Origin of the sequence: Streptomyces sp. NBC_00094 (assembly GCF_026343125.1) — a bacterium.
Lineage (GTDB): Bacteria > Actinomycetota > Actinomycetes > Streptomycetales > Streptomycetaceae > Streptomyces.
On record NZ_JAPEMB010000001.1, the window covers coordinates 2,462,555 to 2,487,384 of the forward strand.

At 72.8% G+C, this 24,830-nt stretch carries 19 protein-coding genes; 10 read left to right on the forward strand and 9 right to left on the reverse strand.

Going from position 1 to position 24,830, the window contains the following annotated elements; all coding sequences use genetic code 11:
- The first annotated feature begins 14 nt into the window (after positions 1-14).
- The gene (locus tag OG580_RS10750; RefSeq protein WP_267043425.1) at positions 15-1,523 is read left to right on the forward strand and encodes an acyl-CoA synthetase; all 1,509 of its coding nucleotides are present in this window, start codon (positions 15-17) and stop codon (positions 1,521-1,523) included.
- A gap of 128 nt (positions 1,524-1,651) precedes the next feature.
- Here OG580_RS10750 and OG580_RS10755 read toward each other — a convergent pair whose 3' ends face one another.
- From OG580_RS10755 to OG580_RS10765, 3 genes are all read right to left on the reverse strand, one after another.
- Positions 1,652-5,356 (reverse strand): S8 family serine peptidase, encoded by a 3,705-nt coding sequence (locus OG580_RS10755; RefSeq protein ID WP_267043426.1) that lies wholly within the window; start codon positions 5,354-5,356, stop codon positions 1,652-1,654.
- 163 nt (positions 5,357-5,519) lie between these two features.
- On the reverse strand, positions 5,520-6,773 hold the full coding sequence (locus OG580_RS10760) for an MFS transporter (protein WP_267043427.1): 1,254 nt from the start codon (positions 6,771-6,773) through the stop codon (positions 5,520-5,522).
- Complete coding sequence (locus OG580_RS10765; protein ID WP_267043428.1) at positions 6,770-7,216, reverse strand: GNAT family N-acetyltransferase; 447 nt, start codon at positions 7,214-7,216, stop codon at positions 6,770-6,772. The genes OG580_RS10760 and OG580_RS10765 overlap by 4 nt, the downstream gene beginning before the upstream one ends.
- A 164-nt stretch (positions 7,217-7,380) precedes the next feature.
- Here OG580_RS10765 and OG580_RS10770 point away from each other — a divergent pair, with 164 nt between their 5' ends.
- The 3 genes from OG580_RS10770 to OG580_RS10780 are packed head-to-tail and all read left to right on the forward strand — an operon-like array spanning position 7,381 to position 11,076.
- The gene (locus tag OG580_RS10770) at positions 7,381-8,784 is read left to right on the forward strand and encodes a cytochrome P450 (RefSeq protein WP_267043429.1); all 1,404 of its coding nucleotides are present in this window, start codon (positions 7,381-7,383) and stop codon (positions 8,782-8,784) included.
- A complete protein-coding gene (locus OG580_RS10775) occupies positions 8,781-9,281 on the forward strand; it encodes an NUDIX domain-containing protein (protein ID WP_267043430.1) in 501 nt (166 codons plus the stop codon). Before OG580_RS10770 ends, OG580_RS10775 begins: the two co-directional genes overlap by 4 nt.
- Before the next feature lie 40 nt (positions 9,282-9,321).
- Positions 9,322-11,076, forward strand: coding sequence for a prenyltransferase/squalene oxidase repeat-containing protein (locus OG580_RS10780; protein ID WP_267043431.1), 1,755 nt, complete (start codon positions 9,322-9,324; stop codon positions 11,074-11,076).
- A 29-nt stretch (positions 11,077-11,105) separates the two neighbouring features.
- On the opposite strand, the gene OG580_RS10785 is transcribed toward OG580_RS10780, so the two are convergent.
- On the reverse strand, positions 11,106-11,588 hold the full coding sequence (locus OG580_RS10785) for a MarR family winged helix-turn-helix transcriptional regulator (RefSeq protein WP_267043432.1): 483 nt from the start codon (positions 11,586-11,588) through the stop codon (positions 11,106-11,108).
- Positions 11,589-11,701: 113 nt separating this feature from the next.
- On the opposite strand from OG580_RS10785, the gene OG580_RS10790 reads away from it, so the two are divergent.
- A complete protein-coding gene (locus tag OG580_RS10790) occupies positions 11,702-12,118 on the forward strand; it encodes an organic hydroperoxide resistance protein (RefSeq protein ID WP_267043433.1) in 417 nt (138 codons plus the stop codon).
- A 197-nt stretch (positions 12,119-12,315) separates the two neighbouring features.
- On the opposite strand, the gene OG580_RS10795 is transcribed toward OG580_RS10790, so the two are convergent.
- The gene (locus OG580_RS10795) at positions 12,316-12,720 is read right to left on the reverse strand and encodes a cobalamin B12-binding domain-containing protein (RefSeq protein WP_267043434.1); all 405 of its coding nucleotides are present in this window, start codon (positions 12,718-12,720) and stop codon (positions 12,316-12,318) included.
- Between the two features lie 57 nt (positions 12,721-12,777).
- Positions 12,778-14,361 (reverse strand): methylmalonyl-CoA mutase, encoded by a 1,584-nt coding sequence (locus tag OG580_RS10800; protein WP_267043435.1) that lies wholly within the window; start codon positions 14,359-14,361, stop codon positions 12,778-12,780.
- Positions 14,362-14,559: 198 nt separating this feature from the next.
- Here OG580_RS10800 and OG580_RS10805 point away from each other — a divergent pair, with 198 nt between their 5' ends.
- Both OG580_RS10805 and OG580_RS10810 read left to right on the forward strand, forming a co-directional pair.
- Positions 14,560-15,831, forward strand: coding sequence for an NAD(P)/FAD-dependent oxidoreductase (locus tag OG580_RS10805; RefSeq protein WP_267043436.1), 1,272 nt, complete (start codon positions 14,560-14,562; stop codon positions 15,829-15,831).
- A 62-nt stretch (positions 15,832-15,893) separates the two neighbouring features.
- On the forward strand, positions 15,894-16,553 hold the full coding sequence (locus OG580_RS10810; RefSeq protein WP_267043437.1) for a ScbR family autoregulator-binding transcription factor: 660 nt from the start codon (positions 15,894-15,896) through the stop codon (positions 16,551-16,553).
- A gap of 70 nt (positions 16,554-16,623) precedes the next feature.
- Here OG580_RS10810 and OG580_RS10815 read toward each other — a convergent pair whose 3' ends face one another.
- A complete protein-coding gene (locus OG580_RS10815; protein ID WP_267043438.1) occupies positions 16,624-17,268 on the reverse strand; it encodes a ScbR family autoregulator-binding transcription factor in 645 nt (214 codons plus the stop codon).
- Positions 17,269-17,487: 219 nt separating this feature from the next.
- Between OG580_RS10815 and OG580_RS10820 the strand changes: the two genes are divergently transcribed.
- Both OG580_RS10820 and OG580_RS10825 read left to right on the forward strand, forming a co-directional pair.
- Positions 17,488-18,441: a ScbA/BarX family gamma-butyrolactone biosynthesis protein gene (locus OG580_RS10820; protein ID WP_267043439.1), complete on the forward strand. Its 954-nt coding sequence runs from the start codon at positions 17,488-17,490 to the stop codon at positions 18,439-18,441.
- 7 nt (positions 18,442-18,448) lie between these two features.
- Positions 18,449-19,492, forward strand: a complete 1,044-nt coding sequence (locus tag OG580_RS10825; protein WP_267043440.1) for an NAD(P)-dependent oxidoreductase — start codon at positions 18,449-18,451, stop codon at positions 19,490-19,492.
- 66 nt (positions 19,493-19,558) lie between these two features.
- On the opposite strand, the gene OG580_RS10830 is transcribed toward OG580_RS10825, so the two are convergent.
- Positions 19,559-22,417, reverse strand: coding sequence for a LuxR family transcriptional regulator (locus OG580_RS10830; protein WP_267043441.1), 2,859 nt, complete (start codon positions 22,415-22,417; stop codon positions 19,559-19,561).
- Between the two features lie 407 nt (positions 22,418-22,824).
- Here OG580_RS10830 and OG580_RS10835 point away from each other — a divergent pair, with 407 nt between their 5' ends.
- Positions 22,825-23,736: an AfsR/SARP family transcriptional regulator gene (locus tag OG580_RS10835; protein WP_267043442.1), complete on the forward strand. Its 912-nt coding sequence runs from the start codon at positions 22,825-22,827 to the stop codon at positions 23,734-23,736.
- A 192-nt stretch (positions 23,737-23,928) separates the two neighbouring features.
- Here OG580_RS10835 and OG580_RS10840 read toward each other — a convergent pair whose 3' ends face one another.
- Complete coding sequence (locus tag OG580_RS10840; RefSeq protein WP_267043443.1) at positions 23,929-24,822, reverse strand: ROK family protein; 894 nt, start codon at positions 24,820-24,822, stop codon at positions 23,929-23,931.
- Between the last annotated feature and the right edge of the window lie 8 nt (positions 24,823-24,830).

A 24,830-nucleotide genomic window follows, 5' to 3' on the forward strand; every position in this document is an offset into this window, starting at 1 on the left:
GAGGAGTACGACCGGTGAGTGCGCTCTTCCCCGCCCTGGACGCCCGTTCCCTGGCGGTCCCGTCCGACCGGCCCGCGCTGCGCTGCGGCACGGACACCCTGACGTACGCCGAACTGGCCCGGGCCGCCGGTTCCCTGGCGGTACGGATCGGAGGCGCGGACCGGGTCGCCGTCTGGGCCACGCCGAGCGCGCACACGGCGGTCGCGGTGGTGGCCGCCCTGCTCGCGGGCGTGCCCGCCGTACCGCTCAATCCGCGCACGGGCGAGCGGGAGCTGGCGCACATCCTGGGCGACAGTGCGCCGGGCCTGGTGCTCGCGGGTCCGGGCGACGTCCTGCCCGCCGGGCTCGCGGGGCTCCCCCGGATCGACGTGGAGCTCACCCCCGCCGACGGGTCCGCCGCGGCGGAAGCGGTGACGGAACCGGTGGCGGAACCGGACGACGACGAGTCCCCCGCCCTGATCGTCTACACCTCCGGCACCACCGGCCCGCCGAAGGGCGTCGTGCTCTCCCGGCGGGCGATCTCCGCATCCCTCGACGCGCTGGCCGACGCCTGGGCGTGGACGGGCGACGACGTCCTCGTGCACGCGCTGCCGCTGTTCCACGTCCACGGGCTGATCCTCGGGATCCTGGGCCCGCTGCGGCGGGGCGGCGAGGTCCGCCACCTGGGTGCGTTCTCCGTGGAGGGCGTGGCCCGGGAGCTGGGCGCCGGGGGCGGCACGATGCTGTTCGGCGTACCGACCATGTACCACCGGATCGCGGACGCGCTCGCCGGGGACCCCCGCCTCGGGGACGCCCTGGCGGGTGCGCGGCTCCTCGTCTCCGGGTCGGCGGCGCTGCCCGTCCACGACCACGAGCGGATCACGGCGGCGACGGGCCGGACGGTCGTCGAGCGGTACGGGATGACCGAGACGCTCATGAACACCAGCGTCGTGCCGGGCTCCGGCCCGCGCCCCGGGACCGTCGGTACCCCGCTCGCGGGCGTCGGCCTGCGGCTGGTGGACGAGGACGGCTCCGTGCTCGGCGGGTACGACGGGGAGACGGTCGGCGAGGTGCAGGTGCGCGGTCCGAACCTCTTCTCCGGCTATCTGAACCGGCCGGACGCGACGGCGGAGGCCTTCGACGACGGCTGGTTCCGCACCGGCGACATGGCGGTCCGGGAGGCGGACGGCTCGGTGCGTCTGGTGGGCCGCAAGGCGACCGACCTGATCAAGAGCGGCGGCTACAAGATCGGGGCGGGCGAGATCGAGAACGCGCTCCTCGACCACCCCGGCGTCCTGGAGGCGGCCGTCACGGGCGAACCGGACCCGGACCTGGGCGAGCGGATCGTGGCCTGGGTGGTGCCGACGGACGCGGCGAAGCCCCCGGCGGAGGCGGAGCTCACGGAGCACGTGGCGGGGCTGCTCGCCCCGCACAAGCGGCCCCGGGTGGTGCGCTACCTCGACGCGCTCCCCCGCAACGACATGGGCAAGATCCTGAAGAAGGCGCTCCCGGTGCCGTTGAGCACGGGTGACGGGCGCGCGTGACGGACATGCGTGCCGCGCGTACGTGACGGGCGCGCGTGACGGACACGCGTGCCGACGTACGTGACGGACATGCGTGAGGCCGGGCCCCCGGCTCACCAGGGCCCGGCCTCACGCGTCCACGGGGGTGGCTACTTCACGCCGAGCGCGCGGATCAGCTCCTGCGTGACCGTGCCGCCCTGGTCGTCGCTCGCGCCGGCCCGCAGCGAGACGGAGGCCGCCCCGGACGGGATGCGGAGCTCACCGCTCCAGGAGGCGCCGCGCCACGAGGGCTTGAGGGTGACCTTCGTCCAGGTCCTGCCCTCGTCGTAGGAGACCTCCAGGGTGCCGCCGGTGATCGTGCCGGTGCCGGCCGCGCCCTCCACGTACTCCGCGAAGGTACGGACGGGCAGCCTGCCGCCGGCCCGGACGTCTCCGTCGATGTCGGTGTCCAGGTCGAAGCCGAGGTTGAGCATCGGCAGGTAGGTGATCCGGTCGGCCGGGGTCTCGGCCGAGCGGAAGGTCCACTCGGAGTGACCCTTGGTGGCGAGCCGCCAGCGGGCCGGGTCGAGCGCGGTGTCGGTGACGACCTTGTACGTCGCCTCCTCCGCCGGGGCGTCCCAGGCGTAGGCGCCGGAGCTCATCTTCCGGTCGACGCGGGCGCCGTTGACGTACACCTCCGTGAACTGGGTCATCGAGTCGTCGCCCCACACGTTGCCGAAGCCGGTGTGGTCGGTGCCCGAGTCGCCCCAGCCGGGGGTGTTGAAGCGCAGGTCGTTGCCGGACCGCTGCTGGCCCCAGCCGAGGCCGGTGCCGAGCCACGGGTGCCAGACGGGGCCGAACCAGTCGAGGTCGACGCGGCTGCCGCCCCGGTAGGACGGGGTGCCGCCGCGCTCCTCCAGGGAGTCGCCGAGGTCGACGGACTCGTGCCAGCGCTGGCCGGTACCGGTGGAGACGTACTCGGTGCGCTCTGCCGGGAAGCCGATCCACTCCTTGAAGCCGAAGCCGATCGGGAAGGTGTCGGTGATCGAGTAGCGGAACTCCCCGCCCAGCTCCGCGCGCTTGGTCGGCGCGTGGAAGGTGGAGCTGATCGTGGCCAGGTCGTCCTCGTCGGGCCGGAAGACCAGGTCCTTGCCGATGGCGCCGGGGTGGCCCTCGGAGAGGTCGTACGTGTACGGGGTGAAGCGCGTGCCGGTCACGTCGACGCGCTGCCCACGGGCGGCGCCGGCGGCGAGCCGCTTCGCGTCGGCGGTGTTGACGGTGGCGACGGCGAGCGGCCGGTCCTCGTAGTCGGCGGTGCCGAACCACTTCATCAGCCGGCCGGGCTGGTCGTCGGTGACGAACAGGGCCTTGGCGCCCGCGTCCTGGGCGGTCTGGGCGAGCTGCGCCGGGTCGGCGCCGGCGGTGAGCCGGACGAGGACGGCCTTGCCGGTGACGTCCTTGTCGGTGTACTCGGCGGGGGTTCCGGTGCCCGCGTCGACGAGGCCGAGGCGGTGGCGGCCTTCGAGGAGGGCCGCGCCGTTCTGCGCGGTGGCGCCGGAGAGGCGGACGCCGTCGACGCTCGCCTCCACCATGGGCTTGCCGAGGCGCCAGACGGTCCGGTACTCGAAGGTGCCGGTGGCGACGGGGGCGGTGGGCGCGGCGAAGAGCGAGTCGTAGGTCAGCGGGACCTGGACGATGTCCGTGTAGGAGGTGCCGTTCGCCTTCCGGTCGTACTCCATGAGGAGCTGCCGGGACTCGGTGCGCTTCTCGACCTCGGCGCGGATCTCGCGCAGCTGCCGTCCGTCGAGGGTGATCTCGCGGTCGCGGTCGAGGACCACCTCCGGGGAGGCGAGGAAGCCGAGGCCGAGGGAGTCCTCGCCGTGTGCGCCGCGCACGTCGAGGAAGGAGTCGACGGTGTACGTGCCGGGCTTGAGGCGCAGCTGGAGGGTGCCGGATTCACCGACGCTCGCCGGGAAGGCCTGCGCGTCCTCGGCCAGCTTCATGAGGCCGAGGTAGGCGGCGGTGGGGGCGCCGTCGCGGTCCTTGACGTGGACGGTGAGGGTGTAGCGCTCCTCCTCCTTGACCAGGCCGAGCGCGGTGTGCGCGACGGGCGCACCGCCGACGGTGGCGGTGATCCGGCCGGAGGTCTGGCCGACGGGGGCCTGGGTTCCGTCGCCGGTGACGGTGGTGGACGCGGTGCCGTGGGCGGGGACGGTGAGGGTGGTGTCGGCGAGGGTGGCGACACCGGCCGGCATGCCCTCGACGGCGAGGCTCAACTCGACCGGGCTGTCGGAGGAGTTGGAGTAGGTGACGGTCCGCGTGACCGGCTTGCTCTCCTCGTACGGCCAGGAGACGAAGCCGAGGTCGGCGGAGCCGGTGGCGGTGACGTTCGCGGAGATCGCGGCGGCCACGTCGACGCGGCCGGCGCCGAGGGCGTACGCGGAGGCGTCGAGCGTCTTCGACGAGGACATCAGGGCGTTCTTGAGCTGGGCGCCGGTCCAGTCGGGGTGCTTCTCGGCGAGCAGCGCGGCGACGCCGGCGACGTGCGGGGTCGCCATCGACGTACCGCTCATCGAGGTGTAGAGGCCGCTGCCGGTGACCAGCTGGGAGCGGGCGGCGAGGATGGAGACGCCCGGGGCCGACAGGTCGGGCTTGAGTGCCTGGTCGCCGTGGCGGGGGCCCTGGCTCGTGAAGTACGCGGCGCGGTCGGCGGAGTCGACGGCGCCGATCGTCAGCGCGGAGTCGGCGGCGCCGGGCGAGCCGATGGAGCCGGGGGCGCCGGAGTTCCCGGCGGCGATGACGAAGAGGGCGCCCGTCTCGGCGGTGAGCGTGTCGACGGCCTGGGCCATCGGGTCGGTGCCGTCGCTGGGCTCGCGGGAGCCGAGGCTCATCGAGACGATCTTCGCGTCGATGTCCTTGGCGGCCCACTCCATGCCGGCGATGATCTGCGACTCGCTGCCGGAGCCCGCGTCGCTGAGGACCTTGCCGACGGCGAGGGTGGCGCCGGGGGCGACGCCCTTCTCCTTGCCGTCGGAGCCCGCGCCGCTGCCGCCGACGGTGGAGGCGACGTGCGTGCCGTGGCCGTTGCGGTCGGCGACCTCCTGGCCCTCGATGAAGGACTTGCTCTCGGCGACCCGGCCACCGAGGTCGGGGTGGGCGAGGTCGGCGCCGGTGTCGAGGACGGCGACCTTGACGCCCTTGCCGGTGAGCCCGGCCTCCCAGGCCTTCGGGGTGCCGATCTGGGCGTTGGAGTCGGCCATGGCGGCCTCGACGCGGCCGTCGAGCCAGACCTTGGCGGGGGCGGCGGCACGGGCGTTCGGAGTCTGCCGCGCGGTGAAGCCGTGCCAGAAGGCGGCGGGGTCGGTGGCGGTGACGGCCGCGCCGCCGACGCTGGGGAGGGTGCGGACGGTCTCGGTGCCGCGCGGAGCGGGCGCGGCGGCGGTCCGGGCCCCCTTGGCTCCGTACGTGACGATCAGCGGCAGTTCGCCGGTGACGCCCTGCTCGACGAGGCCGGTGACGTCGAAGAGGCGCGGGTCGAGCGCGCCGGAGGCCAGGTAGGGGCGGGCCTCGTCGGGGATCACCGTGACGCGGCCGTCGACGACCTGGCTGCGTATCGCGCCGGTGGCGCCCTCGGCCCGGTCGACGGTGACGGTCTGCTGCCCGCCACCGAGGTCGGTGAGGGTGACGCGGTCTCCGGTGACGAGGGCGACGGTGGCGCTGGTGCCCGTGCCCTTGGCCCCGGTGAAGGTCGCGGGTACGGGGGTGGTGGTGCCCGGGGCGGCGGCGGTCTGCCCGGCCGAGAGCATCACGAGGGAGATGCCGGCGGCGAGCAGCCCGGCCCTCCCTCTGCCGAAGGGGGTGATCCTCGACGTCATCGACGAAACTCCTCGCGGACCCGGGGTAGGGGGTTTTCCGGGTTCGCGAGGAGTCTTGGCCCCTGGGGCGGGAGTTGACTCCGGTTGCTCCTGGCGGTTATGTGCCGTGGCGGTCAACCGCCAGGTCAGGAGGGTGGGTTCGGGGCGAAACCCGTCCGGAGGCTCACGGATTGGGGTCGAGTGCGTCGTACCGGCGGAAACGGCCGCCGTAGAGGGCGAGGAGACCGACGGCGAGGACGCAGGCGATGCCGCCGCCCGTGATCGCGACGGCCGGGGAGGTCAGGTCGGCGACGGAGCCCGCGAGGAAGTCGCCGAGCCGGGGCCCGCCGGCGACGACCACGATGAAGACGCCCTGGAGCCGGCCGCGCATCTCGTCCGGTGCGGCGACCTGCATCATCGTGTTCCGGAAGATCATCGAGACGGTGTCGGAGTAGCCGGCGAGGGCGAGCAGGCACAGCCCGAGCCAGAGGTTCCGGGTCAGCCCGAAGGCGGCGATGGCCGTGCCCCAGCAGGCGACGGCGATCAGGATCGCCTGTCCGTGGTGGCGGATCCGGCCCTGCCAGCCGGAGAGGACCCCGCCGAGGAGCGCCCCGAACGCGGGTGCGGCGACGAGGAGTCCGGTGGTCTTCGCGTCCCCGCCGTACCAGAGGACGGCGACGGCCGGGAACAGGGCGCGGGGGTGGGCGAGGATCATCGCGCAGAAGTCGGAGAAGAACGTCATGCGCAGGTTGGGACGGGTCGCGAGGAAGCGCAGTCCGTCGAGGACCGAGGCACGCTTGCTCCCCGTCCGCTCCGGAAGCATCGACGGCAGCCTCCACATCGCGTAGAGGCTCGCGGAGAAGGCGACGGCGTCGACGAGGTACGCGGTCTGGTACCCGGCGACGCCGACGATCAGGCCGCCGAGGCTCGGCCCGACGAGCATGCCGAAGGTCATGACCATCGAGTTGAGCGCGTTGGCGGCGCGCAGCTGCTCGGGCGGCAGGAGCCGGGGGATCATCGAGGTGCGGGCAGGCGAGTTGAGCGCGGCGCACACGGCCTGGAGGGCGACGATCCCGTAGAGGAACCAGACGCGGTGGAAGCCGGCGAACGCGGCGCCCGCGAGGGCGATCGAGAGGACGGCGGAGCCGAGGGCGCTGGCGAGGCCGAGCTTGCGGCGGTCGACGGTGTCGGCGACGGCGCCGCCGTACAGGCCGAAGACGACGAGCGGGACGAGGGAGAACAGGCCGACGAGCCCGACGGAGAAGGGCGAGCGGGTGATCTCGTACACCTGGAGGGAGACCGCGAGGGAGGTCATGCCCTGGCCGACCCAGGAGACGGTGCTCCCGAACCAGAGGCGGCGGTAGTGCGCGGAGGTCCGCAGCGGGGTGAGGTCGGCGAAGAGCCTGCGGCGGGTCGTCTCGCCCTGGGTGGTGGTCACGTGATGTCGTACCGCAGCTCGGGGCGGGCCCAGTGGATCCGTCCGGTGGGCGGGAGGGTCCCGGTGGGGACGGCGCCGGTGCGCAGGTAGAACTCCTCGGCGGGCGGATGCGCGACGACCCGCACGGAGGCGAGTCCGGCAGCCTCGGCCTGCCCGGTCATGTGCTCCATGAGCAGCCGTCCGATGCCGAGGCCCTGGGCGGCGTCGGCGACGAAGGCGAGGTCGAGCTCGGCCTCGTCGAGGAGGAGCGCGTAGAACCCGAGCACGCGGTCGTTCTCGTCGACGGCGACGAAGACCTGGTGGTGCTCGATGTACGCCCCGCCGACCTGGTACCCCTCGACCATGGCGGCGTAGTCGCCCCGGTAGGCGGCGGATCTCCGGACGAGCCGGGTGAGCCGCTTGGAGTCCTCGGCGTCGGCGCGCCGGATGGTGATGTCGGACATGGAGCGAGTATAGGGGCGATCTTGACGATGACTCCTTACAGTTTGATGAACATGGCGGCGCGGAGCCGGGCGGCTCGCGCGGGTGGCGGTCGGGGTCGAGGTGGGGGCCGGACGGGAGTTCGGGCGGGATCCGAAGATCACAGAGGCCGCTACGATAGGTCATCATGCAATCGCGATGCGTGACGGGCGGCATGCTCCCCGACTTCCTCGACGACGAGGTCGTGGCGGCCTGGACCGCCTCCGGCGCCCCGCTCGTCGACCTCCTGCGCCAGGCCCACACGCCGGGCCGGCTCACCGGATTCCGCCGGGGCGGCCGGGCGGCGGTCCTGGTCACGGACCCCCGGCACGTGCACCAGGTCCTCGGAGTCGGCGGCGAGCGGTACGTCAAGCGGTCCCACCGGGCCAGGCCCCTCCTCGGCGACGGCATGCTGACCGCGACGGGCGAGGCCTGGCGCTCCCAACGCCGCCTCCTCCAGGCGATGTTCACCGGTCGCGGCATCCAGCGCTGGGAGCACCACATCGCCGGGGCGGCCGCCCGTGTCGTCGAGCTCTGGGCCGGGCGGGCCCGTCGGGGCGAGCCGACGGACATCGCCGAGGACGTCCAGTTCTTCACCGTCGACACGATCTGGCGCTCGCTGACCGACCGCCCCCTGGACCGGGAGACCTACGTCGATCTGGCGGCCGTGCAGGACATCGTCGCCGCGCTCCCCGCCGACGTGGGCGGCGCCGCCGCGCTGCCGCCCGAGGTGGGAGCCGCGCTCGCCGCGCTGGACGAGCGGACGCACCGGGCCATCGCCGAGGCGCGGAGCCGGCACACGGCCGCCGGCGAGGGCGCGGGCGCGCACGCGGGCGACGACGGCGAGGGCGCGGGTGACGGCGGCAACGGCAACGGCAACGGCAACGGCAACGGCAACGGCAACGGCGACGGCGACGGCGACGGCGACGGCGACGGCGAACGGGGGCCGAGCGTCCTCGACCGGCTCCTCGACGCGGCCGGGACGGACCCGGCGTACACGGACCGGCTGATCCGCGACGAGCTGGTCACCCTGCTCGTCGCCGGGTACGAGAGCAGCGCCCGCACGCTGACCTGGGCCTTCGTCCTGCTGGACCGACACCCCGAGGTCATGGAGCGGGCGGCCGGCGACGCGCGGGCCGTCGAGGCGGTGCTCTCCGAGACGCTGCGGCTCTACCCCACGGGCTGGCTGCTCCCGCGCCACGCGCCGGCCGACGAGATGCTCGACGGCCTGCTGATCCCCGCCGGTACGGACCTCCTCGTCTGCCCCTACCTCACCCACCGGGACCCGGCGGTGTGGCCCGACCCCGAGACCTTCTCCCCGGACCGCTTCCCGGCCCGGACGCCGCTGCCGCCGGGCGCGTACCTCCCCTTCGGCATCGGTCCGCGCGCCTGTCTGGGCACGCGCTTCGCGATGCGGGAGATGGAGGTGCTGCTCGGCGAGCTCCTCGCCCGGTTCACCGTCGAGACGACCGAGCCGGCGGGCGAGCCCGTGTTCGGCATCAACCTGCGCCCGGCCGGCCCGCTGTACGCGCGCGTCCGCGAGCGGGCGTGAGCGCGCGCCCCTCCGAGCGGATCGACTACGTCGACCCCGGGGACCGGGTGGTCGCCCAGGGCGGGCGCGCGGCCGGCGCCCCGTCCGGCCTGCTGCGCCGGTACGCGGCGACCGTCTGCACCGACCACGCCGGCCGGGTCCTGCTGTACCGCAGGACCGCCTCGGCGCCCGCCTATCCCGACCACTACGACGTCCTGGTGGGCGGGGCGGTGCGGGCCGGCGAGGACTACCGCGCGGCGGCGCTTCGGGAGCTCCGGGAGGAGCTGGGCTGGGCGAGCGCGCACGGTCTCGCCGAGGCGTACCGGATCCGCGTCGACGATCCACACGGCGACTGCTTCCTGACCGTCCACCGCTGGGTGGTGGACCGGGCACCCAGGCCCGATCCGGCGGAGATCTCCTGGTGCGGCTTCGTCACGCCGCTGTCGGTCCTGACCGGCGGATACACCCCGATGGTCCCGGTCGGCACGGAGGCCGTCCGGCGCCTGTTCCCTCTCTGACCCGCACATCTCTCGTACGACCCCGACGAAGGACCCCACCATGTCGACGTCCTGCGCGCTGCCCTTACGCGGCGCCTCCCTCGCCGTCCCGGGCGCGCCGCCCGTCTCGGCGCCGCCCACGGGCCCCCCGCGCCCCGGCCGTCCCGGCCTCGACCGGGCCCGCGCCCGGCTGGCCACCCGGCTGGTGGCGGCGGCCGGTCCGGACGGTCTGCTCCGCGCCCCGTGCGACAGCCGGATCCTGGAGTCCGCCCTGGCCCTGCGGCTGCTCACGGTGACGGGCGTGGACCCGGACGCCCAGGAGCGGCTGACCCGCTTCCTGAAGATCGCGGTGGACGAGGGCTCCCCCGACCCCGTGCAGGAGGCCGCGGCACGGGCGGCGCTCGGCGAGTACGTGGACGGGCGGGCCGCGCTGAACCGACTGCTCGGCGGCTTCGACCACTTCACCGCCGGGCGCAAGCGGCTGATGTTCCGGACGGTGCTCGCGGAGCTCGGCGCCCATCCGTTCCCCGAGCTCTCCTCCCCCGATGGCCCCGATGACCCCGGGGACGTCGGGGACGTCGGGAACATCGGGGACGTCGGGGCGCTCTTCGAGGCGCGCGGTCAACAGCGGTGGCTGATCACGGAGATGGCCGCCCTGAAGACTCTGCACGCCTTCGGTACGGGCGTCCCGCGCCTCGTCACCGAGGACGACTGGCGGGCGCTCGCGCCCTGCTCGCTGCCCGGCCCGCCCCCGTACGGCAATCATCTCGCCCGGATTCTGGCCCTGTTGGCGCTGCGCCTGCGGCCCCGGTACGCGGCGGCCGTCCGCGCGCGGGCGCGGGAGCTGCGTCACTGGCTGCGCGGGGACGGCGGGCTGCCCTTCATCACCGGGATGGACGTCTTCGCGACGGCGACGGGCGGGCTCGCGCTCGCCGGGGCGGGCGCCCCCGCGCACACGCTGCGGGCCCTCGCCGCCGCGCTGGCCGAGCGGCAGAACCCGGACGGGGGCTGGGGGTTCGACCGGGGCGTCGGGCAGAGCGACGTCGACGACACCGCGTACTGCGTGGAGTTCCTGCGGGCCTCGGCCCCGGAGCGGTACGGGACCGCGGTGGCGGCGGGCGCGCGGTACCTCCTCGACCGGCAGGGCGGCGACGGCGGCTTCCCGACGTTCGAGCGGGGCACCGCCTCCGAGGTGGCGATAACGGCGGCCGCCGTGAACGCGCTGGCCCCCGAGCCCGGCCACCGGCCGGCGGTGGAGGCCGCGGTCCGGTTCGTCCTGGCGCGCCAGGAGGGCGCCGGGGCGTTCGAGCGGAGCTGGAGCCTGAACGAGAGCAACGCCCTGTTCCGCACCGTCCTCGCGTACGACTCCTTCCGCGCCGCGGCCCCGCCCGGGCACGCCCTGGAGGCGGGGGTCGCGCGGGCGCGGGCGCGGGCCGTCGCCCGGCTCGTCGAGACGCAGAACGCCGACGGCGGCTGGGGGCACGTGCCGTCCGACCCGAGCGACCCGATCAGCACCGCGTACGCGCTGATCGCCGTCTCCCGGGACCAGGACGGGCCGTCCGTGCCGTGCGCGCCGAGCGCCCGGGGGGCGACGGAGCGCGCGGTGCGCCACCTCCTGGAGCGGCAGCGGCCGGACGGCGGCTTCGTCTCCCGCCCGGACCAGGCGGGGCCGCGGCCCCTCGCGTACCACGTACCGCTCCTGACGGACGTCTGCGTCCTGCTCGGCCTCAACCACGCGCGCGCGGGCGACCCGCGCGCCTCCCCTTCCCTCCAAGGAACGTCACGCCCTCGACGAAGGGGGCGACCGGGCCGCTAGGAGCGTCCGGCAGGAGCCAGGCGCAGGAGTCAGGAGCAGGCGTTCAGGTCGTCCGGGTCGACGGCGTCGAGGCGGGCGGCCAGCGCGTCGAGCCGTTCCCGCAGGTCGCGGATGTCCTCCAGCGGGAGTCCGGTCGCGGCGGCGATGCGGCGCGGGACGCCGAGCGCCTGCTCACGGAGCGCGGTCCCGTCGCCGGTCGGCCGTACGGTGACGGACCGCTCGTCCTCGGGGCTGCGGCGGCGCTCGACGTATCCGGCCGCTTCGAGCCGCTTGAGCAGCGGCGACAGGGTCCCGGAGTCGAGCCGCAGCCGCTCGCCGATCCCCTTCACCGGCAGCTCGCCGTGCTCCCAGAGGACGAGCATCACGAGGTACTGGGGGTAGGTGAGCCCGAGCTCCTTGAGGGCCTCGCGGTAGACGCCGTTGAAGGCGCGGGTCGCCGCGTGCAGCGAGAAGCAGATCTGGTGGTCGAGCCGGAGGAATTCCGCGTCCGGGACGGTGTCGAGCGTCTCCATGGCTCCAGGGTACGCGAGGACCTTCACGCACTATTCAGTTGTGCACAACTGAATAGTGCGCTATCAATAGAGACAGAAGGGCACCACATCCCGAGGACAGGAACGGAAGAACCATGAACGCGCTCTACACCGCCGTCGCCACCGCCAACGGCCGCGAAGGCCGGGCCGTCAGCTCCGACGGCCACATCGACCTCCCGCTCGCCCACCCCCAGGCCCTCGGCGGCAACGGGCAGGGCACCAACCCCGAGCAGCTCTTCGCCGCCGGGTACGCGGCCTGCTTCGCCAGCGCGATGGGGGTCGTGGCGCGCCAGGAGAAGATCGACGTCTCCGACGCCTCGATCACGGCCGAGGTCACCATCGGCAAGGACGAGACCGACGGCGGCTTCGGCCTCGCGGTCGTGATGCGCGCCGAGTTCCCGGACCACCTCCAAGGCGAGCCGGGCCGCGAGCTCCTGGAGAAGACCCACGCGTTCTGCCCGTACTCCAAGGCCACCCGCGGCAACATCCGGGTCGAGCTCGTCGTCGAGTAGTCGAGTAGTCGAGATGGTCGAGTAGTCGACGACGAGCTCGTCACGCGCGTTCGGAGCCGCGGGGCGTCCTGTCGGTCAGGCCGGATCAGGGCGTCGCGAGCCCGGGCCGACCGACAAGGCACCTCCCAGCACCTGCACCACGTTCCAGCAGCTCGACCGGCATCGGAAGAAGGCGAGCTGCAGCAGTCGGCGACTGGTCACGCGGGCACCTTGGCCGTCCGCTCGCGGACCCACTGGACGACCCGCTCGATCGGCGTCCCCGGGGTGAAGAGTGCCGCCACTCCCTGCTCAAGGAGCAGTTCGACGTCCGCGTCCGGGATGATGCCGCCGCCGAACACGGTGATGTCGGCGGCGTCGCGCTCGCGCAGCAGCTCGATGACGCGCGGGAAGAGGGTGAGGTGCGCGCCCGACAGGATGGACATGCCGATGGCGTCGACGTCCTCCTGGATGGCGGCGTGCACGACCTGCTCGGGCGTCTGGTGGAGACCGGTGTAGATGACCTCCATGCCGGCGTCGCGCAGCGCCCGCGCGATCACCTTGGCTCCGCGGTCGTGGCCGTCGAGCCCGGGTTTGGCCACCAGGATGCGGGGCGGGGTGTCCACTGTGCTGCTCCTTCGTTCCGTCGGGGGCGTTCCATGGGGGAGTTCCACGGGGGTGCGTCAGTAGGCGTCGGCGGGGACGTAGGTGCCCCACACCTCACGCAGCGCGTTGCAGACCTCGCCGATGGTGGCGCGGGCCTCCAGCGCCTCCTTCATCGGGTAGAGGAGGTTGTCCTCGCCCTCGGCCGCCTTCTTGACCAGGGCGAGGGCGTCGTCGACCCGGGACTGCTCGCGCCAGGCCCGCAGCTTGCAGAGCCGCTCCGCCTGCTGGGCCTCGATGGCCGGGTCGACGCGCAGGGGCTCGTACGACTCCTCCGCGTCCAGCTTGAAGCGGTTGACGCCGACCACGACGCGCTCGCCGGAGTCGGTCTCCTGAGCGATCCGGTACGCGCTGCGCTCGATCTCGGCCTTCTGGAAGCCGTGCTCGATCGCGGCGACCGCGCCGCCCAGTTCGTCGATCTTCCCCATGAGCTCGACCGTGAGCGCCTCGACCTCGTCGGTCATCTTCTCGACGACGTACGAGCCGGCGAACGGGTCCACGGTGGCCGTCACGTCCGTCTCGTAGGCGAGGACCTGCTGGGTACGGAGCGCCAGGCGGGCGGACTTGTCGGTCGGCAGCGCGAGGGCCTCGTCGAACGAGTTCGTGTGCAGCGACTGCGTACCGCCGAGGACGGCCGCGAGGCCCTGGACCGCGACGCGGACGAGGTTGACCTCGGGCTGCTGGGCGGTGAGCTGCACGCCCGCCGTCTGCGTGTGGAACCGCAGCATCATCGACTTCGGGTTCTTCGCGCCGAACTCGTCCCGCATCACCCGCGCCCAGATCCGGCGGGCCGCGCGGAACTTGGCGACCTCCTCCAGGATCGTCGTGCGGGCGACGAAGAAGAACGACAGGCGAGGCGCGAAGTCGTCCACGTCCATGCCGGCCGCGACGGCCGTACGGACGTACTCGATCCCGTTGGCCAGCGTGAACGCGATCTCCTGCGCGGGCGAGGCCCCCGCCTCCGCCATGTGGTAGCCCGAGATGGAGATGGTGTTCCACTTCGGGATCTCTGCCTGGCAGTACTTGAAGATGTCCGCGATCAGACGGAGCGAGGGCTTCGGCGGGAAGATGTACGTGCCGCGGGCGATGTACTCCTTCAGCACGTCGTTCTGGATCGTGCCCGTCAGCTGGTCGGCCGAGATCCCCCGCTCCTCCGCGACCAGTTGGTAGAGCAGGAGCAGGAGCGCCGCGGGGGCGTTGATGGTCATCGAGGTGGAGACCTCGTCCAGCGGGATGCCGCCGAACAGGACCCGCATGTCGTCGATCGAGTCGATCGCGACACCCACCTTGCCGACCTCGCCGGAGGCGATCTCCGCGTCCGAGTCGTGGCCCATCTGCGTCGGCAGGTCGAAGGCGACCGACAGACCCATCGTGCCGTTCGCGATCAGCTGCTTGTAGCGGGCGTTCGACTCCGTCGCCGTACCGAAACCCGCGTACTGCCGCATCGTCCACGGCCGTCCCGTGTACATCGAGGGGTACACACCGCGGGTGAACGGGAACCTGCCCGGCTCACCCAGCTTCTCCGCCGGGTCCCAGCCGTCGTTGAGGGTCTCCGGTCCGTATACCGGCTCGATGGGCAGTCCCGACTCCGACTCGCGGGCCATGGCCTTCCTCGCCTTCGTCGCATAGATCACTGACACCTGTCCGCGCCACTGATGACGCTAGGGAGCCCCTGCCCGGCCGGACACCCCCTACCGGCCCCCTGAACCTGGTCCGGGAGATGGATGTGTCGTTCACCCGTCCGCAACCATGGGTGCCCACGGGAGTCCGGGCGGACTCGGGTGGTGACTGGGGAGGACCAGGTGGCAGGAGGAACGACAGGGGCGGAGTCCGACTCGGGCGTCGTCATCGTCGGCGCGGGCGTGGCCGGGGTGCAGACCGCGGTGGCGCTGCGCGAGAAGGGGTACACCGGGCGGGTCCGGCTGGTCGGCGCCGAGCGCCACAGGCCGTACGACCGGCCGCCGCTGTCCAAGTCGGTGCTCCAGGGCAAGGAGGGCGACGCGACCTTCGCGGTCGACTACGCGGGGCTCGGCATCGAGCTGCTGCTCGGCGTCGAGGCCAAGGGCCTGCGGCCCGGGGCGCGCGAGCTGGACACCTCCGAGGGCCCGCTCGGCTACGAGGCGCTGGTCCTCGCGACCGGCGCGGAGCCGGTACGGCTGCCGGGCGTCGAGGAGCGGCCCGGGGTGCACCTGCTGCGTACCGTCGACGACGCGGAGCGGCTGCGGCCGGTGCTGGAGGCACGGCAGGACGTCGTGGTCGTCGGGGCCGGCTGGATCGGCGCCGAGTTCGCCACGGCGGCCCGCGAGGCCGGTTGCCGGGTGACCGTGGTGGAGGCGGCGCGCCGGCCGCTGGCGGGGGCGCTGCCCGCCGCCGTGGCCGCGCCGATGGCCCGCTGGTTCGACGAGGCCGGGGCGGAGCTCCGTACCGATGTTCGCGTGACGGGTGTGGAGCCGGGCAGCGTGACGCTCTCCGACGGCTCCCGGCTGGCGGCCGACGCGGTCGTCGTCGGCATCGGCGCCCGGCCCGCCACCGGCTGGCTGACCGGGTCCGGCATCACGCTCGGCGAGCGCGGCGAGGTCCTCGCCGACGACCGGCTGCGCGCCTCCGCGGAGGGTGTGTACGCGGTCGGGGACTGCGCCTCGTTCCCTTCGGCGCTCTTCGGCGAGCGACTGCTCGTCCAGCACTGGGACAACGCGTTCCACGGCCCCCGTACGGTCGCGGCCGGCATCGTCGCCGCCGGGGCGCGGGACGGCTCCGAGCCGCAGGACGCGGCGGACGTCGCGTACGACCCGGTTCCCTACTTCTGGTCCGAGCAGTTCGGGCGCTTCGTGCAGTACGCGGGGCACCACTCCTCGGCCGACACCACGCTGTGGCGCGGCGACCCGGACGGGGAGGCGTGGAGCGTGTGCTGGCTGCGGGAGCGGCGGCTGGTGGCGGTGCTCTCGGTGGGACGGCCGCGAGACCTGGCGCAGGGGCGCCGACTGATCGCCTCAGGGACGCGGTTGATGCCCTCGGCGGTCGCGGACGCGGACGTTCCGTTGAAATCGGCCAAGGAAATTGGCGCAGATCACTAACCACATACCATTCGACCGGTTTTATAATGACGGTAACGGGGGCTGATGCTAAGGAGGCACCGATGGTCAAGCAGGAGCGCGCGGAGCGCACGCTGCGCCGGATCATCTCCGGCGCGGCCGAGCAATTCGAGCGCAACGGCTATTTCGGGACGAGCCTGGACGACATCACCCGCGCCGCGGGAGTGTCCAAGGGGGCGTTCTACTTCCACTTCTCCTCGAAGGAGCAAGTGGCCGCCGCCGTCGTGGAGATCGCCCAGGAGCGGTTCGAGGACGTGATGACGGAGCAACCCTGCGGGCCCTCGGACTCCCCGGTCCAGCACCTGATCGACATCACGCACCGGCTCAACCAGCTGCTGCACCTGGAGCCGGTCATGCGCGCCGCGGTACGACTGCAGCGGGAGTGGCCGCAGGACAGGGCGCCGAAGTTCGACCACTACAAGCTCTGGCACGAGACCGCCGCGCACCACTTCGAGCTGGCGGCGAGCCGGCGTGAGCTGCGGGAGGGCGCACCGAAGAACTCGGCGTGCGCGCTGGCGTCGGCGACGCTGTTCTCACTGGAGGCGTACAGCCGGACGAGTGAGTCGACCGACGAGACCGAGCAGCAGCTGGCCGACCTGTGGGAGGTCCTGCTGCCGGCGATCACGCCGATGGACGTCGTCGACGCGTACCGCACCTCCCCTCCCGAGGAGTGCGTGGAGCCGGAGCTCAGTCACCAGCTCTGAACGCGTCCGGCCGCACCACCCCTGGGGAGGGGAAGTGCGGCAACGGGGGACGATCGGGATCCGGGTACGACTACTGTCCGGCCGCGCCTGCCACGAGCGCGGACCGGCCGGTGCCCTCGGGCAGGAAGCGGCCGAGGCGGCGCACCGGCACCAGACCCGGCAGCATCACCTGCCACATCTGCGTGGTCCGCTCATTGAGGTCCTTTCGGCCGGTCAGCACCTGGGACGAAAGCTGCAGACCGGTCCAGCAGCCGACGATCAGATTCGCGGCGGACTCCACGTCGACATCGGCCCGGATGTCGCCCCGCCCCTGGGCCTGGGCGAAGCAGTTGCGGATGAGGTCGATCCACTTGACGTAGGGGTCCGCGTTCGCGCCCGTCGACGAGCTCTGGTCGACCACGAGGCGGATCGCCGCCCGCACCCGGATGCTCGCCTGGAGCTGTTCGGCCATGCCGTGCAGCAGGTCGATGACCGTCTGGACGCCCGGGAGGTCGAGCGCGGGAACGTCGTCCCAGACGGAGAACTGCTCCTCGATGACCGCCTGGGCCAGCTCCTCCTTCGAGGCGAAGTGGAAGTAGAGAGCACCCTTGGTGACACCGGCCTCACCGACGATGTCGCTCAGACTCGTCCCCGCGAACCCCGCCTTCTCAAACGCTCGTGCGGCCCCTTCGAGGATGGCACTCCGTGTGACTTCCGCTCGTTCCTGCCTGGCCATGCGAACAACCTCCGAATCCTGTGCGTCCGCTCGTGCGCCGCCGCATGGTCCCCCTGCGGTGCACCGCTTACGCCCACGGAACTAGTTTGCCCTCCCCTCTCGCAAAAAACCAACTAACTGGTATTGTTCTGATCGCTGCTCCACCGCGCCTCTAGTTGTCAGTCCGGCACATCTGTCGGCGTATCTGTCATGCACAACTCAACTTTCAGGGGGGCCCTGATGCGCGTTGCGACACTCATCAAGAGCATGGACAACTCGACAGAAAACGTCACACCCGACGAATCCGACCTCTTCCTGCAGACCGTCCCGCGCACCTATGTGCACCGGGCCGGCGTGGCCGAGGTCTTCGTCACCGGAATCCAGCAGATCGGACCCGACCACTTCCGGCTCGGAGCCCAGTGGCCCCGCAGCCACAGCTACTACGGTCCCGTGGCCCGTCGCTGGCACGACCCGATGCTGCTGGCGGAAACGATCCGGCAGGCTCAGCTCCTCATCGCCCACCAGGCCTACGACGTGCCCATGGGCCACCAGTTCCTCTCCCACGACGCCACCCACGCGATCGCACCGGAGGGCGCCCGGCTCCGCGACCGCCCGGCACACGTGCTGCTCGACGTGCGCTGCACCGACATCAAGCGGCGCGGCAAGACCGTCAGCGGCTACGTCACCCGGATCGACTGCCTGCGCGACGGTGAACTCATCGGCTCGGGCTCGATGACCGTGACCTGCCTGCCGCCCAACCTCTACCGCAGGATCCGCGGCAGCGCCTGCGAGAACACCCCTCAGCGCAACCTCCCCGAGCCCGTCGCCCCCGAGGCGGTCGGCCGGCACTGGGGCTTCGACGTGGTGCTCGGCGTGACCGGGGTCAACAGGACGTGGACGCTGCGCGCCGACCCCGACCACCCGGTGCTCTTCGACCACCCGGTCGACCACGTGCCCGGCATGGTCCTGATGGAGGCCGCACGACAGGCCTCGCTCGCCGTCCTGGAGCGGCCCGACGCGCTCGCCGTCGCCATGGACTGCGTCTTCGACCAGTACGTCGAGTTCGACAAGACCTGTGTGGTCACCGCGACCCAGGCCACTCCGGGACCGGGGGGCTCCCACACCGTGGCCGTCGAGTTCGCCCAGGGCGGCGCCATCGCCGCCACCATCAACGTCACCGCGATAGCGAGTTGAGGCCGGCGTGATCCTTGTTCTCGGAGGTACCGGATTCATCGGTGGTGCGGTGGTCAGGGAGCTGTTGAGGCCCTTACCCGGAACCACCCCGGGATCCACCACTCGCTCCACCCCCGGATCCGTTCCCGGATCCCCCCTCGGATCCCTCTCCGGATCCCCCCTCGGACCCGTTCCCGGATCCGACGTGCGTGTGCTGACCCGGCGCCCGCTGCCCGGCTGGATGACCGATGCCGGAGTGCGCGCCATACCGGGCGACCTGTCTGATCCGGCAAGCCTGTACGGCTGCTGCGAAGGCGTCGACACCGTTCTCCACATGGCCAGTTACGTCGGCCGCGACCCCGCTCTGTGTACGGCGGTCAACGACATCGGCACCCGGGCGCTGGCGCAGGCCGCGCAACAGGCGGGCACCGAACGCATCCTGTACGTGTCGACCGCCTCGGTCTACGGCAGCGGTCCCCATCGCGGCGCCACCGAAGGCCAGTTGACGCCCAACCCCGCCTCCGCTGCGAGCGCCTCACGGCTCCGCGCCGAGCAGACCGTCCTGGAGCGCGGCGGGATCGTGCTCCGCCCCCACCTGGTGTACGGACCGGGTGACCAGTGGTTCGTGCCCCTGCTGTGCCGACTGCTGCGCAAGGTGCCCGTATGGGCCGAGGGCGGCAGCGCCCGTACCTCCTTGGTCGGAGTCCGTGATCTGGCGCGTGCGATCGCCGTCTTCGCATCGTCGGACTGGTCCGCCGACCAGGGCAGTGTCTACCACGTCAACCACCCGCGCCCGGTCACCCTGCGCTCCGTGGTGGCCCGGCTCTGCCAGGGGCTCGGCATCCCGCAGCCCGACATGGACCTGCCGCGCTCGGCGCACCTGGAACTGTCCACGCGCGCCCTGCCGCAGCTCTCCGCCCACCAGCACGCCCTGCTCACCGTGGACCACTACTACGAGAGCAGCCGTATCTGGAACCGGCTCTCGCTGGATCCCGGGCCGGGCTTCGGCGCCGGCCTCGCCGCCGGACTGCCGTGGTACCGCAAGCACCTGGCGGAGCTCCGCATCGCCTGACCTGTCGTCACGCACCTCTCCGCCACTCGGGTGGGGCGGCCCCTCTCATCGGGCCGCCCCACCCTTTCACGCGTCCTGCTCGGCCCCCACCTGCAGCGCTTCCGCCCCGCCCACGGTCAGTTCGACCGGGAGGTCCTTGCGGCAGCGCACGCCCAGCTTGCGGTAGACGCGGGTGAGGTGCTGCTCCACCGTGCTCGGCGTGATGAACAGCTTCGTGGCGATCTCCCTGTTCGTGTACCCGCCGACCGCGAGCGCGGCGACCCGCCGCTCGGAGCCGGTGAGCAGCGCGCCATCGGAGTTCCCCGTGCCGGGGCCGGCCGGCTCGTCGCTCTCGTCGCCGAAGGACAGGAGCACCTCGCCGAGCGGCGCGGCTCCGCACATGCCCACCAGGTGGCGGGCGCGGCGCGCGTGGGTCCTGGCCCGGCGGCTGTCCCCGAGCTCGTAGTACGCGTTGCTGAGGTCGGCCAGCACCCTGGTCTGCTCGTAGCGGTCACCGACCTGCTCGAACAGGTCGAGCGCCTCGGTGAGCATCTGCGGGCGTCGGCCCACCGGGCCGCCGGCCGCGAGCACCCGGAGCGCCAGGGCCCTGGGGCGGGCGCCGTTGGTGCCCGGGCGGCCCAGCTGGTCGTAGGCCAGCCGTCCCGCCTGCTCGCGGTTGCCGAGCTCCAGCCAGGCCTCGGCGGCGCTGGTCCGCCAGGGCACGATGCCGGGCACGTCGATGCCCCACTCGCGCATCCGCTCGCCGCAGGCCAGGAAGTCGGCCAGGGCGGCGTGGTGGTGCCCGGTGGCCAGGTGGAACTGGCCTCGGGCGTGCAGGTAGTACAGCCCGTACCGGGTCTGGAACATCGCCTGCGGGACGGCCCGGGTGAGGTACGCCTCCGTCTCGTCGTAGTGGCCCATCCGCGTGGTCGCGAGGACCAGGCTCCCCAGCGGGACGCCGATGGCGACTCCCCAGGCGTTCGGGGTGATGTGGTCGGTGGCCAGCTGGGCGTGGTCGACGGCGCCGGTCAGGTCGCCGAGCCCGACGGCCGCCTGGGCGCGGGCCGAGGAGAGCAGCGCCATCCAGGTCGGGGAGTACGGGGTGTGGCCCTCGCCGAGCAGCCGGTCGCACCAGGCGGCGGCGTCGGGGCGGTCCGCGGCGAGCAGCACGCCGAGCGCGAGCAGCGCGGGCTCCTCGGGCCAGGTGATGTCGTAGCTGGGTCCCCGGTCCCGCAGGACCTGCTCGGCCCGCTCCACGACCTGGTGGGCGCGGCCGTTGACGAGCGCGTCCGCCAGGAGGGCGGTGGGCCGGCGCCACGGATCGGTGCGCCGTGCGGCGACGTCCGCGGTGCGGGCCGCCTCCTGGGGCCGACGGCCGCGCTTGGCCAGGGTCGGGTGGGTCCAGGCGATCCACTGCTCGGTGTCGTGCAGGAGGGCCGCGGCCTCGCCGTGCGGCTCCAGTTCGGTGCCGCGCAGCCGCTCCAGGAGCTCGCCGGCGTCGGCCGTCCTCCCCTGCCACAGGAGCTGCCGGATCAGGTCGATGGTGTTGACCGGGTCCAGGTGACCCGAGCGGGCGGCGTCCGCGAGGGCGGCCAGGTGGTGCTCGGCCGTCGCCGGGTCCGAGAGCCTGCGCACCTGGACCAGCCTGGCCTCGATCGCCGCGTGCTGCGCGCCGGGTTCGGCGCGGGCCACGAGCGCCGCTTCGAGCGCCGCGGTCGCATGGTGGGTGCGGCCGGCGATGAGCTCCTGCTCGGCCGCTTCGAGGAGGACGTCGACGCTCCACTCGCCTGCCGGGGCACCCGCCTCGACGAGGAGACGCGCGGTCTCCGGCGCCGGGGAGCCCTGCTCGTACAGCAGCTCGGCGGCCTTGACGGTGAGGGCCGTGCGTCCACCGGCGGGCAGTTCGTCGAGGACGGCCCGGCGGGCCACCTCGTGCCGGAAGGACAGTCCGGAGACCAGTCCACAGGCGGTGAGCGTCCGCAGAGCGGCTTCGGTCCTGGCCGCGTCGGCGCCGGTCAGGCGAGCGATCCGCTCGGGGGTGGCGGCCTTGTCCAGGACGGCGAGCGCCCGGGCGGCGGCGGCCACCGGGGGGTCCACCCGGCTGAGCTGGCGCAGCACGGCGCGGCCGTAGCCGCCGGGGCGGACGCCGCCGGTGGCGCGGTGGTCCTCGAGAAGGGCGTGCAGGAGCAGCAGGTTGCCGTCGGCGACGGCCTGGAACTCCGGCGCGAGCCGCTCGGCCGTCGGCCGGTCGATGTGCGCGGCGAGGAAGGACACCACGCCCGCCTCGGTCAGCGGGGTGAGCGACATCCGCTGCGCGTGCGGCTGGTCGAGCAGTTCCGTGCGGAACATCGGGCTGCTGTCCGGAAGTTCCGGGTCGTCGGTCAGCACGAGCATGATGCGTGCCGAACCGATCCTGCGGGCCAGGTAGAGGAGGCAGTCCAAGGAGTGCCGGTCGGCGTGACGGATGTCGTCGATGCCGAGGAAGACAGGGTTGTCCTCGGCGAGCCGCAGGACCGCCTGGGCCACCTCGTGGAGGGTGTGCGCCAGCTCCACGCCGATGGTCGGGGGCCGGCCGGCCTCCGACGGGTCCACGGCGGCCTCGGTGACCGCACGGTGCAGCAACCCGTGTATCTCGCGCGACTGTTCGTCGGCGATCGGGGCGCTGCGCAGCAACTGGCCCAGCACACCGAACGGCAGGGCGCGCTCCGCGCGGGCACAGGCAGCGCGCAGGACGAGACCACCGCCGTACGCGGCGTGCTCGGCGACCCGGTGCAGCAGCTCGGTCTTGCCGCTGCCGGAGGCACCGTCCAGCAGGACGACCCTCCCTCTCTTCGCGGCACATTCCGTCATCAATTGTTTCAGATGCATTGCCTGTTCAGCGCGTTCGACCAGTTCCACTGGCCACCCTCCAGTTCTGGAAGTTCTGCAGGTTCCAACGGTTGGCATTCGATTCTCACGTTCATGACTCACGTCTTCCGGGAAGCTAGCAACCCCTCAAGGGCGGGGGGTTTTTCCGCGCCCACTGCACGGGAACCGTACGCCCATCGGCGCCCCGAGCCGTCCCGGAAGGGATCACTCCGGTACTGCGGAGGTCCGTCTCGGCACACCCCGCCCCGATGGACGGGGTCTTCCCAACCCCTTGTGCGCAGCGTTCACCTGCAGCTTCGTCAGGCCGTCCCAACCAGTGGACGGCGGCACCCTCTTTCGGTTGACAAACAGGTCGAACGGTTTGTTTACTGTAGGGGTGATGCTGCGGAAACGCACCCCCGTCCCGTCTTCGGCTGGAGTGAACCGGCGTGCGATTCAATTTGCTCGGACCTCTTGAAGCGTTCTCGAACAGCGAGCCCGTGAATATGGGTGGATTCAATCAGCGGGCCACCGCCGGTTTTCTCCTGCTGCACGCGAACGAAATCATCCCCACCAGCAAGCTCATGCACGCGCTCTGGGGATACGAGGCGCCCACCACCTCGCGGAAGATGATTCAGAACGCGGTCTCGGGTCTGCGCAAGATCCTCGAGCAGCAGCTGGACCCCGCCGCACCGGTCACCCTGACGACCTGCGCCCCCGGCTACCGGCTGACGGTCGACGAAGAGCAGCTGGACCTCTTCCGGTTCCACCGTCTCGTCGGGCAGGGCCGTTCCCGACTGGCCGCCGGACAGCGGGAGTCGGGCCTCGCCGACCTGCGGGCGGCGCTCGCCCTCTGGCGCGGCCCCGCGCTCGCCGACCTCTCCGAGGCCGGCGTCGCCTGGCCCGAGCTCGCGGCGCTGCAGGGCGTGCGGCTCTCCGTCTTCGAGGACTGCGTCCAGGAGTCGCTCGACCAGGGGCGGCATCACGAGATCCTCGGCGAGCTGCAGCAGGCGGCGGCCGCCGAGCCGGCCGGTGAGCGGCTCTGCGGGCTGCTGATGCTGGCGCTGTACCGGTGCGGCCGGCAGCACGACGCGCTCGCGGCGTACCAGCGCACCCGTACCGTCCTGCTCGACTTCTTCGGCCTCGACCCCGGCCGGGAGCTGCGCGAGCTCGAGCACGCCATCCTCAACCACGACGTGACCCTCACGCACGACGCGGGCCCGCGCTGGTCGCGGACGGTTCCGCGGCAGCCGACGACCTCGGCCCAGGCGAAGGTGGAGGCCCAGGCCGAGGCGGAGCCGGTGGGCGCGGGGGCCGGTTCCGGAGGCGGGACCGGGGTGCACCGGTGCAGCAGGCTCCGGACGACGGGCAACCTGGGGCGCCGGCCGCTGCGTTCGCTGCGCTACCGGGGTGTGTAGGGCGCGCGGGCCCCGGGGGGAGCCGCGCATGCATGCGCATACGGAGGTACGGGAAAGAGCCCGTGAGCGTGATGCTCACGGGCCCTTTCCCGTACCTCCGTCGGAAACCGCTCCGGAACACCGCCAGGGACGCCGTCAGGGGCGCTGTCAGGGACGGCGTCAGGCAGCCGCACGGGCGGCCGCACGGGCGCTCTACGCGCGGGCGAGCAGGACCGCGCCGTCCAGTGACGACATGCCGCCCAGGGCGGCGGGGGCGATCCGGACGTCGGGGCCCGCCGGGCGGGCCAGCTCCGCGGCACGGCGGGTCACCGCGTCGACGTAGCCGGGCAGTCCTGCGGCGAATCCGCCGCCCACGGTCACGAGTTGAGGGTGGGTCAGTTCACACAGGCCGACGATCGCGGTCGCCACCGCGTCGGCGCCGTCGGTGACCACCTCCACCGCCCAGGCGGTGGAGTCGAGCCAGGCGGTGCGCAGTTCGTCGAAGTCCACGGGCCGGTCCAGGCGGGCCGAGGCGCGGCGCAGGACCGCGCGGCCCGAGGCCACGGACTGGACGCAGCCGTGTCGGCCGCAGTCGCACCGCTCCCCCGCCCGGTCGACGATCAGATGGCCGACCTCGCAGGAGCCGCGTGCGGTCCCGGGGCTGATGCGGCCGTCCAGGACGATGCCCCCGCCGATGCCGGTGCCGACCCCGATGTGGACGAGGTCGCGGCAGTCCGCCGCGTCCGCCTCGGCGAGCGCCGCGAGGTCGCCGTCGTCGGCGGTCCGCACGGTGGCGCCGGGCAGCAGCTCCGCCAGCGCCTCCCCCAGGTCGAGTCCCTGCCAGAACGGGCGGTTCGGCCAGCCGCGCACCCGGCCCGCCCGGTCGAGGGTCGCGGGCATCGCCACGCCCACCGAGGTCACCGGGTCGTCCGGGTCGACGCCCACGGCGGCGACGGCTTCGGCGAGGACCGCGAGGTCGGTGCCGAGGGCGGCGGGCTCGGGCCAGCGGAGCACGGTCTGCCGTGTCCCTTCCCCGTCCGGGGCGTCCTGACGTTCGAGGCGGAGTGCGACCTTGGTGCCCCCCACGTCAATTCCCAGCTGACTCACGACGTTTT

Bases quoted from the DNA above. Each gene is read 5' to 3' on its own strand.
- OG580_RS10790 (WP_267043433.1), top strand. From the start codon at position 11,702: ATGAACGCGCTCTACACCGCCGTCGCCACCGCCAACGGCCGCGAAGGC.
- OG580_RS10835 (WP_267043442.1), top strand. From the start codon at position 22,825: ATGGGTGGATTCAATCAGCGGGCCACCGCCGGTTTTCTCCTGCTGCAC.
- OG580_RS10770 (WP_267043429.1), top strand. From the start codon at position 7,381: ATGCAATCGCGATGCGTGACGGGCGGCATGCTCCCCGACTTCCTCGAC.
- OG580_RS10815 (WP_267043438.1), bottom strand. From the start codon at position 17,268: ATGGCCAGGCAGGAACGAGCGGAAGTCACACGGAGTGCCATCCTCGAA.
- OG580_RS10810 (WP_267043437.1), top strand. From the start codon at position 15,894: ATGGTCAAGCAGGAGCGCGCGGAGCGCACGCTGCGCCGGATCATCTCC.
- OG580_RS10820 (WP_267043439.1), top strand. From the start codon at position 17,488: ATGCGCGTTGCGACACTCATCAAGAGCATGGACAACTCGACAGAAAAC.
- OG580_RS10780 (WP_267043431.1), top strand. From the start codon at position 9,322: ATGTCGACGTCCTGCGCGCTGCCCTTACGCGGCGCCTCCCTCGCCGTC.
- OG580_RS10830 (WP_267043441.1), bottom strand. From the start codon at position 22,417: ATGCCAACCGTTGGAACCTGCAGAACTTCCAGAACTGGAGGGTGGCCA.
- OG580_RS10800 (WP_267043435.1), bottom strand. From the start codon at position 14,361: ATGGCCCGCGAGTCGGAGTCGGGACTGCCCATCGAGCCGGTATACGGA.
- OG580_RS10755 (WP_267043426.1), bottom strand. From the start codon at position 5,356: ATGACGTCGAGGATCACCCCCTTCGGCAGAGGGAGGGCCGGGCTGCTC.
- OG580_RS10785 (WP_267043432.1), bottom strand. From the start codon at position 11,588: ATGGAGACGCTCGACACCGTCCCGGACGCGGAATTCCTCCGGCTCGAC.
- OG580_RS10765 (WP_267043428.1), bottom strand. From the start codon at position 7,216: ATGTCCGACATCACCATCCGGCGCGCCGACGCCGAGGACTCCAAGCGG.